The organism is Legionella gresilensis (assembly GCF_900639865.1).
Lineage (GTDB): Bacteria > Pseudomonadota > Gammaproteobacteria > Legionellales > Legionellaceae > Legionella_C > Legionella_C gresilensis.
This window is the reverse complement of record NZ_CAAAHX010000031.1, coordinates 1-9933: the sequence shown is the minus strand read 5'-3', so window position 1 is coordinate 9933 and position 9933 is coordinate 1. Positions and strand designations below refer to the sequence as shown.

The following is a 9933-nucleotide window of genomic DNA, read 5'->3' as shown; positions in this document are numbered from 1 at the left end:
GCTAAGCACTCGTTCTGAACTATTTCGTTTAGTTCATCAAATTCATCATTGAAATCATCTTGAAATATAATTTGCCACTTCATAAATTTTATTATGTCATTAAATACATATTTATTTAAAAACATCCTATTAAATATTATTGTAAAAACCTACTTTAGTCAGAATTAGATAGATAAGTTGATCTTACGCAGATCTTATTATCTATCTAATACAAATCAGGCCCAAGAATGTTTAAGTCTTACGTTAGTCGATAGCGGATAATATTTTTTTCTTTCTGAATGCCCATAAGCATAGGCAAGCAATAAGTCCTATAAATTTAGAAACGACTCCGATTGACTACGGTTACAAAGGTAATCAGACTTAGTTAGATTGTGTGGAGCGTGGACTCACCTTTTAACTTATTAAATAGTACAACTATTTTTCTGCACAACCCAAACGGTTGCTTCTCCACATTGTGGATCTTTAATTTTATGCTCTAATATTTTAAAATTATTATCTACAAGTATTTGCTTATATTCTTCGATAGAAAGTGAAGCATGATATAAATCTTGTCCTCCATTATTACTCCAAACCTCACCAAATTCAGGGCCTGAAGTAAAAATTAATAAGCCATTAAGCTCAACATAGGACGCTAATAGCTTTAAGGTACGGCGCTGATCTTCGTGCGGTAAATGGAAAAAACTATGCCATGCAATAACAGCATGAAATTTTTCGTCTAAATCTAAGGTTCGCATATCAGCTAAAAGCCATCTTCCTTCTGGAAAGCGTTGTTTACACAAATCAATCATTTTTTTACTGGCGTCTATTCCGGTTACTTTATAGCCTTCATTGAGCAAGAATTTAGCTATAGGTTCTCCCGTCCCACAACCTATATCTAATATTTTGCATTTAGGTGGCAGGTATTTTTGAATGAAATTTAAATAAAATTTCTCCATAGTTAGATCTTTATTGCGATTAGTATCAAACCAAATAGCCATTTTGCTCACTTCTCTTCTTAAGTTAGGCTTGAAAACTGGAATGTTAACACGTACTGTAGTGATAGAAATTTATAATAAACCAAACCTTGACGCTTAATTAAAATTTAAATGGAGAAAGCAATGGTCACCATGGTTGGAACACAAGAAAAATTTGAAGATGCCCTCTATGAACTATGCGAATTAGATTATGATGCTGTAGAAGCTTATGAAGCAGCCATTAATCGGTTAGATAAAAAAGATTATGTTAGTAAAATGGAGGAATTTAAAAATGATCATCAGCGTCATATTGAAGAAATTTCTAATTTGTTGCGTAAACATCAAGCAAAAGTTCCTGATGGCCCTAGCCCTAAAAATATCTTAACACAAGGCAAAGTAGTTTTAGCGAACCTTATGGGTGATGAAGCGATTCTTAAGGCTATGCTTTCTAATGAACAAGACACCAATACGGCTTATGAGCGCTTAAATGAACATAAAGAAAAATGGGGCGATGCTAATACTATTTTAAGTCGCGGGTTAGAAGATGAAAGAAGACATAAACAATGGATTCAATTAACTTTAAATGGTTATAAATAGATAACAGAATAAGTCCGAAGTGTAATTTACAACTTGCTGTGTATAGGTTTTATAAATATTAATTTTATTATAATAATTTTTTAAAATGGTTATTATTATATGACAATTAAGTAGAAGGGTGCTTTTTTATAATTTGAACAAAGTGAGTCGCCCTCTTATATACAGCAAGGTTTAAATGACTAGCTTAAGTCTATTAGAATATTAAAAATATTTTAAAGAAATGACTTGCGCTCTTTAACTGTATGACGATAGCTGTTTTATTCCTATTGCTGCCGCTATTTTCGAAGGCTCATAATGGCCCTCGCCGAGTTATTTCTTTTTTACATGGTTTAAAGATGCAAACACATCATCTACTGCGTAAAATATAAAAGTATTAGGGATTACATGCTCAATAGCATAATTTAATGCGTCAAGCTCATCTGAAATAACTTTAACCTTAGAATCAGAATCTTCAGCATGAATGCCTTCAAGAAGCAGGCCCGTTAAATAGTCATTACTACGGCCCCTACCATTTTTATCATGTTTAATAATAATTTCATCAAACATTTGGGCAGACAAACTACCTATTTTTTGTATATCTTTCGCCCTTCTATCGCCTGTGGCGCTGATGATGCCTATTTTTTTGGCGCAATCTAATGTCTGTAAATATTTTTTAATCTCAATAAATCCACCTTCGTTGTGCGCGTAATCAAGCATGATTTTAAAGTCTTTAAATTGATAAATATTCATTCGACCTGGCGTATTTTCTTCAGAAAGAATAAACGCCATCAATGCCTTATTCATCTCCTCAATAGAAAACCCACTAATCGCACCGGCAAGCACAGCTGGAAGAATATTCTTAATCATACACTCAGCTGCCCCATTAAAAGACAGAGGAATATCTTTTACGAGAGCAACTTTTTGCTTGGTATTTTTTATACAAAGAACGAGCCAGCCATCTTCATCAATAAAGGCCGCCATTCCCCCTGCTTGATAATGGCGCTCTATTTTCTCCAAATTTTTGATTCCAAATAAAGCAATATTGCAATGAAGATTGTCCTTAAGATTATATGTGAGATTATCGTCAGCATTTAATAGGGCATAGCCTTCTTTGTGAGTACTATGAGCTACCACTGCCTTCACTTTAGCTAAATCATCTAATGTATGAATGTCTTCTAGGCCCAGATGATCTTCTGTAATATTGGTAATAATACTAATATCGCACGTATCAAATCCAAGGCCTGATCGTAAGATTCCTCCTCGAGCACACTCTAATACAGCAAACTCAACATTCGGATTTAATAGTACAACACGTGCACTTTGGGGGCCACTGCAATCGCCCTTAAAGATAAGTTCATCATCAAGATAAATACCTTCCGTTGTAGTAAACCCTACATTGAATTGACACCATTTAGCTAAATGGGCAATCAATCTAACCACGGTTGTCTTCCCGTTAGTCCCGGTTACGGCAATGACTGGAATTTTAGATTTTTTCTTCGGCGGATAAAGTGAATCAATAATGGCAGCTGCAACATTTTTTGATTCGCCTTGCGAAGGTGCCAAATGCATTCTTAAGCCAGGGGCTGCATTGACTTCAATGATGGCGCTGTTGCGATGAGTCATAGGCTCTTCTATGTTTTTAACAATCGCATCAATGCCACAAATATCTAAATTTATTATTTTGGCTACCCGTTCTGCAAGTTTGCGATTAAAGGGATGAACAAGATGAGTGACATCTGTGGCAGTACCGCCAGAACTAATATTAGCCGAGTGCTTTAACGTCACAATTTCGCCCTTGTCTAAGATAGATTGTAAAGATAGTCCCTGCTCTTTTAAAATAGCTAAGGTGATATCATCAACTGTTATCCTTGTTAAGAAATTATCATGCCCGGGACCTCGTTTCGGGTCTTGATTAATTTCATTAATAAGTTCTTCTATCGTTTTCTCCCCTGTTCCAACAACATGGGCAGGCGTGCGTTTTGCAACAGCCACTAATTTAAAGTTAATGACTAGAAAACGATAATCACTGCCAGAAATGTAGTCCTCAACAATTACTTTATCAGAAAATTCTTTTGCTAACTGAAAACTACTATGCGCTTTTTCGACGTCCGTAATATTACAGGTAACCCCATTCCCATGATTGCCATTAGAGGGTTTAATCGTTATGGGATATTCCATAAAAGACAACACCTCCTCAAGCGCTTCAGGTGAGCTTATCAAGTGGCCTTTTGGTGTTGGAACAAGGTGTGAAGTTAAAATTTGTTTGGTTAAATTCTTATCGCCTGCGGTTTCTACACCAATTGACGAGGTGCGGGAAGAAACTGTCATCCATATTTTTTGCATCGTTGTGCCATAACCAAACGAAATAAGCGGCTGCCCCTCGATTTTACACCAAGGAATACCTCTTTTTTCCGCTTCTTGTACTAAGGAAAGTGTACTTGGGCCTAATTTTTCATCGTCATAAGCCTGCTGTATCGTTTGAATATCTTTAGCAAGGTTTAAGAATTGTCGTCCTTGAGCTAAACACTCAACAACCTGTACTGCAGCTCTTGCAGCATACAGAGCTGCTTTTTCAACCTCATAAGAGAAGACGATATGATAAATACCCTTTTCTCGCGCTCCTTCCTCTATCTCAAAGGTAGTATGCATCCCAGCTAAATTTTGTAACTCGATTGCAACATGGCCAATGACATGACTTAATAAGATACCCTCATCTAACTGGCTGAAAAAACTTAAACCCTCTTGTCCATGGCAATGATGACCGAAAAGACTTGGTAGGGTCTTTTTTAGCTGTTTAGAGAATCCCTCATACATGGAAGAGGGCTTATCTAGCTCTTGTAAATCTAATTTGATGACAATTAGCTTTTTTTGCGTATAAGACCAATAGTTAGGGCCTCGTAAAACTCTAATACTCAGTATTTTCATGTTCTTAAGTCCTTTTATAGACAATTATGCTACCTGATATTTAGAGCCATGGCACAGAGATTTTAGAGAATAAGTTATAAAGACATCGGTAAAACTTGTATTTAGTAGTATTTCACTCTATTACTTAGTATAGCGACTATTTATTTAGTGAAGAAAGCGACCGACAAACTGTCATGGTCGTATTACCTCCTTGGGACAATAAAAATAAAATATGAAAGGTTTTCAAAATCATTGATTAAAAAGAAGAATTTATATTTTAAGAAAAAATTAAACTCCCCTACGAAGCTAATTTCATTTTTTTACAGATGCAAGCAAAAGAAATAATGGGCGCTTTAAGTAATTAAATCCATTGGTTAAGATGGAAAGTTTATGAAACCTAAAGGAATATTATTATTAATTGGTGGTGCTGAACAGAGAGGCGGGGATAAACCGGATATCGCAGAGGACGAATCCGATTTTAATCCTTACGAAATATTTAAAGAAATATTAAAAGAATGCCCTACTAAACACATCGTATTTATTACTTCAGGAAAGGATTTACATGAAGAGACCCAAAGAAATTAGGCTTTAAGACCATTGATTTCATTTTTATTGAAAAACGCAAAGATACTGAAAATGAAAAACACGCACAAAAAATAAAAAGCGAAGGGGTTGTTTTTTTACAGGAGGCGATCAATTTAATCATGCCACCCTTTTAGGCGGTACCACCCTCATTAAGGCAGTTAAAAAAAATATTTCCATACTAAAAATTTTATCATCGCAGGAACCAGTGCTGGCGCTATGGTAATACCTTCAGTGATAATCGCCTCAGGAGGGCAGACAGAAGCTATACTTCATCAGAAGCTAGCTATTTCTTCCGGGTTTAGTTTATTACCTGAAGGTATCGTTGATACGCATTTTATCAAACTAGGACGATTTAGTAGGCTTGCTCATGCCATCTTATTAAGCCCTGAAAAGATAGGAATAGGACTAGGTGAAGACAGTGCCGTACTTATCCGTCAGGGTGAAGAAGCAGAATGTATAGGCTCAGGCATGGTGATTATCATTGATGGGTCGGAAATCCAACAGACTAACATTGCTGAAGTTGAAGAGGGAGAACCTATCTATTTAGATAACGTTAGAGCGTATTTCCTCGTTAGAAGGTGTAAATTTTTATTAAAAGAGCATAAATTTATCCCGCCTAAATCATAGATGTCTTATAATACGGGTGGCTTCATTTAGCTATAATAAAATTAAATAACTTCACCTTCCTCAGCTTGTAAACCTTTTTTGCCTTGACCTACTTTAAAACTAAGGCGCTCTCCTTCTGATAAGCTTTTAAACCCAATTGCCTGAATCGCGCTAAAGCTAAAATGGACAAAATAATCCTTACCACTACTTTCGATAAAGCCAAATCCTTTATCTCCATTAAACCACTTTACTTTTCCCTGTATTTTTTCTGCCATTTTATTACCTTTTGTTTATGAAAATTAAGCTACTAGATAGCTTTAAAAAGTCCAAAGCTAAACGTAAAGCTTAAATATCCTAAATTATACATAATTAATTATCTAGATATTATTTACATAATTAAACTGGATATGCACCCTGATTTAAAATCACTTTTACTAAAAAGACTTGAGGAATAATTTAATGGAATAAGGAATAATAGGTTTTGGAACTAATTTTTTCTTTCACATTTTAATTTTTTCTAAATAAGTAACCATTCTTAATAAATCATCTTTTACTATCGGCTTTCGAAAGGTTAATGCCTGCCTATCTGTTAAAGAAGAGAAATGAATCAGTGGCGTTTCTTTATTTAAAAATGAATTGCTCTTAAATTCCTCAACCACTGGGCATAATACTAAGTGTTTATCAATTATAATAAAATCGTATAACTTCGTATCAATCCGGTCGCAGGCTGATTCAAGGTCCCAGGCCGTATCTAGAAAATACCCTAAAGCATTAAAGTGAGCACGAATAACAACGCGCGTTGCCAAGGAGGTATCTATGACTAAAAAACAAAGCGGGATAGGCACATACCCCCCTAAATCAATTAAAGCAGATGATGTCTTTAAGTATAGTAAGAAATTAAATTTTTATATGAGCCTTCTTATTAACTATTTTATTTAAGCCATATAGTTACGAGCGCCCTCTTTACTCTTTTTGTGGCTAGGGATTAATTCCTGCAACTGCTCTGGATGCTTATTTAATAAGGTTAATAATAAACTCAGCGGCCTAGGTATAGGATTAATGCCTTTTTCATAGCGATTGAAAGCATTCACGCCGCCACCAAATAAAAAACTAGCTTCCTTTTGGCTGAGTCTTAAATGTTTACGAATGCCTTGAATTTCTTTAGGCGCTAACAACCCATCAATGCGCGCTTTCTGCGCCTGAATTTCTGCAACAACGGCTTTATTATCATTTGCAGAAATAATTCCCTCACCACAAGAATCACACCATTTTGCAGGCTGATTGACATAAAACGTTTCACCTTTGTAGGTATAGGGAACATTTTTAATAGAATGCTCTAATGAGTTTTCTCCACAAATTGGACATATCTCTTTAGTCATGTTTATTTCTCCTTAAAGGACAAAATGAGCTCACCACGTGTCCCTATTTGGAATTTAATATACAACTCTACCCCTTCAAATCGAGTTTTATAAACATCCTGCCAAGCAACGAACCCTGGATGATGGGGCGCCATTGATTTATAAAAATCACTTTCTTTTAAGGACTGAATGGCATTAACGACATCGGTATCCGTAAAACCTAAAGCGATTTGGCCTTGTTTAGCAGAGAATGTCATGACTAATTTATCTTCTCTACTAAAGGTTTGTTTTATTCTTCTTAAATTATAAGCGGGTTGCTTTTTTTCGTTCATAGACACTAAAAATAACCTTTAAGGTTATTATAATATATTTCTTAATAACTTCAAAGGTTATTTTTCGTAAGTAGAAACCAAGACGATTGTTTATCCTGATAACCAGATTTATCAGACTTATTGCCATTTATATCTTATAAAATCTTAGGCAGCCTGCTATTCATAAATAAATTGTATTTGAGAAATTATAGCGCGCTCTTTTAAATTAAATTCTCGCGTTAATTTAATACCTGCATTAGTAATTAGGCTAATATCTAATAGCCAGTGAAATTGGCTTCGCTTTTCCCATAAACTAAACGCTTCGTCAATATGTAGTTGTGCTTCTAACTCATTCATTTTTGTTACTTTCATTAAATGTCTAAATGCTATTTCTCCGCGCCCTCTTATTTGAGCGAGCCCCATATGCGTGACTTCATGGCAAAGCTTACATAAGGCAATAACTCGAACCAGCTTTTGAATCTTCGTTCCCTCATTAAAGTCCCATCGCTCATGAGCTTCTAAGGGTGCCTTTTCACCACAGCATTCGCAAAGGTAATTTGCGCGATTATAAATGTAGCGTCTTAACCGATTCCAATCGTTTTTAGCGATACATGTGCGTACATTCGTAAACCAACACGATTGCGGAACAAGGTCGACATATAATTCATTACCACCAAAGGCACGATTTTCACCACTAAATTCTGCCGGTAATTCACTTCTTTCAATTGGCCATCGAGCTATAATTTCTGGATTTTCTGCAGATAAATACCATTGCTTCTGATGTGGATCCCAAAGACAACCTAACGCTTTTGCCTCTTCTTTTTCATTAAAAGGAACAGTTAAATAAAAACGCATGATCTATTTCTAAAATCATTTTATTTAAAATTTTAAATAAAAATGTTGCCATCATAACTCGTTATCACAAACACACAATAACATTGCGCTCTTAAATTTTACCTAAAACATCATGAAACTTAAGTCCAAAAATTTGCTAAGAAAAAACAGACTAAATAATAAGAGCACCACACACTACGCTAATCAGACTTAGAAAATAAGGGTGAAACTCAGAATAATACAATAATAAGTGACTCAATTAATCATTTAGAAAGACTTTCAACCATTGCCATAGCTCTTCATTATTATTGGCGATAGGAATTTTATATCCTTCAATGTGTTGTCTATACCAATTATATTGAGCATGTTCTCCACCTAAAAATCCAATGACATTCATTTTAGCGGCCATAGCCGCTTTTATTCCTGGAACGCTGTCTTCTATAACAATGCAATTTTCAGGAGCACACCCCATTTGTTTAGCTGCAAAAATAAATAAATCTGGCTTGGGCTTACCTCTTTGAACTTGATCTGAAACAAAAATAGAGGATTCAGAGAAAAATTTAAATTGATCTGTTAACTGAAGCGATTTAATTACTCGTTCTTTAGAGCTGCTTGAAGCAACGCATTTTTTTATTTTTTCTGTAGTTAATTTTATCAGTACAGGTTCAATAAGCGGCTTTAAATGAAGTTCAAACGATTTAATTAACTCTCTTTTTCTTTGCTCAAAGAAATCATCTGAAATAGAGATATCTACTTCAGCAAGGATTATTTTTCTAAAATCCTTAGTATTAATTCCTGTAAATCGTCTTATGCTTTCTTCTATACTAATTGAATAACCCATCGACCGTAATAATTCAATGTCACCTCGATGTGCCAATATTTCGCTATCAACTAATACACCATCGCAGTCACAGATAATTAATTTATTCATTTTCACCTAGTCGAACAGATTTTTAAAATCAAAATACATAACGGAATGTAGCGTTGAATCATCGGTCAAATCCAATTATAAGTTAGAATTAATTGTTAGTTAGTAAACTTACTGGCCTTAATTGGCTCTATCATGTTATTATATGGGCATAAGGTTATTTATTATAAATTATTTAAGGTAGTAATCTTATCAATCTCTGGTTTAAGCAATGTTGTTCAATTTTTATCTTATTAAATTAAGATTCACGTAAATTCTACTTCTTATTCCCCATTCCTCCCTTTTACAAGGAAAAATCAATCCTGTTAGCTGATCCCTATATAAAAACTAACACTATTTTCAATAAACAAAGAAATCTCTCAAATAATAAATAAAATAAAATTCATGTGTTACGCAATATGTCCGGATGATGTCTTAGATTATCTGGGTATTTATAAAGATGATTTACTTATCATTCATAAAAAAGAAGCACATGACGGTGATTTAGTATTGTCTTTAGAGGAAAATGAATTAATTCTTCGCGTCTTAAAAGAGACAGAAACTAATTCAAAACTCGTTTCTCACCATGACGATTATGAGTCCATATCCTTAGATTCTAATCCAGCCGTTACTATTGTAGGTGTAGTAGCTTATGTCATGTTGCCCATAAGTTTAATTGTATATTTTTCGTGATTATTATTAATTAGCTTGAGCAGGTTCATTGATTTTCTCAATTTTGAATATTTCCTGATAGATATTTGTAATAATTTGCTCAATATCATTACATTTAATTATATTAGCTATGGGTAAATCACATTTAATAGTAAATACTTTCTTACCAAATTGAAGTCCATAAGCAATTTCTGACATAGTTCCATTCCCCCCCTCCTATGGCTATT

Annotated in this window: 13 protein-coding genes; 4 read left to right on the top strand and 9 right to left on the bottom strand. The window is 34.5% G+C overall.

Translation table 11 applies throughout. From position 1 onward, the window contains the following. Positions 1–401 precede the first annotated feature (401 nt). A complete protein-coding gene (locus E1P04_RS17270) occupies positions 402–977 on the bottom strand; it encodes a class I SAM-dependent methyltransferase (protein WP_242604524.1) in 576 nt (191 codons plus the stop codon). 120 nt (positions 978–1097) lie between these two features. Here E1P04_RS17270 and E1P04_RS17265 point away from each other — a divergent pair, with 120 nt between their 5' ends. Further along, entirely contained in the window at positions 1098–1550 is a 453-nt protein-coding gene (locus E1P04_RS17265; RefSeq protein WP_131784099.1) for a ferritin-like domain-containing protein, read from the top strand. Between the two features lie 309 nt (positions 1551–1859). Here the strand turns inward: E1P04_RS17265 and cphA are convergent, their stop codons facing one another. Continuing rightward, entirely contained in the window at positions 1860–4454 is a 2595-nt protein-coding gene (cphA, locus tag E1P04_RS17260) for a cyanophycin synthetase (RefSeq protein ID WP_131784098.1), read from the bottom strand. Positions 4455–4823: 369 nt separating this feature from the next. On the opposite strand from cphA, the gene E1P04_RS17255 reads away from it, so the two are divergent. Next, the gene (locus tag E1P04_RS17255) at positions 4824–5018 is read left to right on the top strand and encodes a hypothetical protein (RefSeq protein WP_131784097.1); all 195 of its coding nucleotides are present in this window, start codon (positions 4824–4826) and stop codon (positions 5016–5018) included. Positions 5019–5207: 189 nt separating this feature from the next. Beyond that, a complete protein-coding gene (locus tag E1P04_RS17250) occupies positions 5208–5645 on the top strand; it encodes a cyanophycinase (RefSeq protein ID WP_345788929.1) in 438 nt (145 codons plus the stop codon). A gap of 41 nt (positions 5646–5686) precedes the next feature. Here E1P04_RS17250 and E1P04_RS17245 read toward each other — a convergent pair whose 3' ends face one another. The 6 genes from E1P04_RS17245 to E1P04_RS17220 form a co-directional block, all read right to left on the bottom strand. Further along, positions 5687–5899, bottom strand: coding sequence for a cold-shock protein (locus tag E1P04_RS17245; RefSeq protein WP_131784095.1), 213 nt, complete (start codon positions 5897–5899; stop codon positions 5687–5689). 225 nt (positions 5900–6124) lie between these two features. Continuing rightward, positions 6125–6469 (bottom strand): PleD family two-component system response regulator, encoded by a 345-nt coding sequence (locus tag E1P04_RS17240; RefSeq protein WP_131784094.1) that lies wholly within the window; start codon positions 6467–6469, stop codon positions 6125–6127. Positions 6470–6559: 90 nt separating this feature from the next. Then, complete coding sequence (locus E1P04_RS17235) at positions 6560–7003, bottom strand: type II toxin-antitoxin system MqsA family antitoxin (protein ID WP_131784093.1); 444 nt, start codon at positions 7001–7003, stop codon at positions 6560–6562. 2 nt (positions 7004–7005) lie between these two features. Continuing rightward, a complete protein-coding gene (locus E1P04_RS17230; RefSeq protein WP_242604525.1) occupies positions 7006–7314 on the bottom strand; it encodes a type II toxin-antitoxin system MqsR family toxin in 309 nt (102 codons plus the stop codon). Between the two features lie 156 nt (positions 7315–7470). Next, the gene (locus E1P04_RS17225) at positions 7471–8148 is read right to left on the bottom strand and encodes a DUF5710 domain-containing protein (RefSeq protein ID WP_131784091.1); all 678 of its coding nucleotides are present in this window, start codon (positions 8146–8148) and stop codon (positions 7471–7473) included. Positions 8149–8386: 238 nt separating this feature from the next. Further along, positions 8387–9058 carry an HAD family hydrolase gene (locus E1P04_RS17220; protein ID WP_131784090.1) on the bottom strand — a complete coding sequence of 224 codons (672 nt, stop codon included), beginning with the start codon at positions 9056–9058 and terminating at the stop codon, positions 8387–8389. 381 nt (positions 9059–9439) lie between these two features. On the opposite strand from E1P04_RS17220, the gene E1P04_RS17215 reads away from it, so the two are divergent. Beyond that, positions 9440–9727, top strand: coding sequence for a LexA family protein (locus E1P04_RS17215; RefSeq protein ID WP_131784089.1), 288 nt, complete (start codon positions 9440–9442; stop codon positions 9725–9727). 6 nt (positions 9728–9733) lie between these two features. Here E1P04_RS17215 and E1P04_RS17945 read toward each other — a convergent pair whose 3' ends face one another. Next, on the bottom strand, positions 9734–9904 hold the full coding sequence (locus E1P04_RS17945; protein WP_165482800.1) for a hypothetical protein: 171 nt from the start codon (positions 9902–9904) through the stop codon (positions 9734–9736). Positions 9905–9933 lie beyond the last annotated feature (29 nt).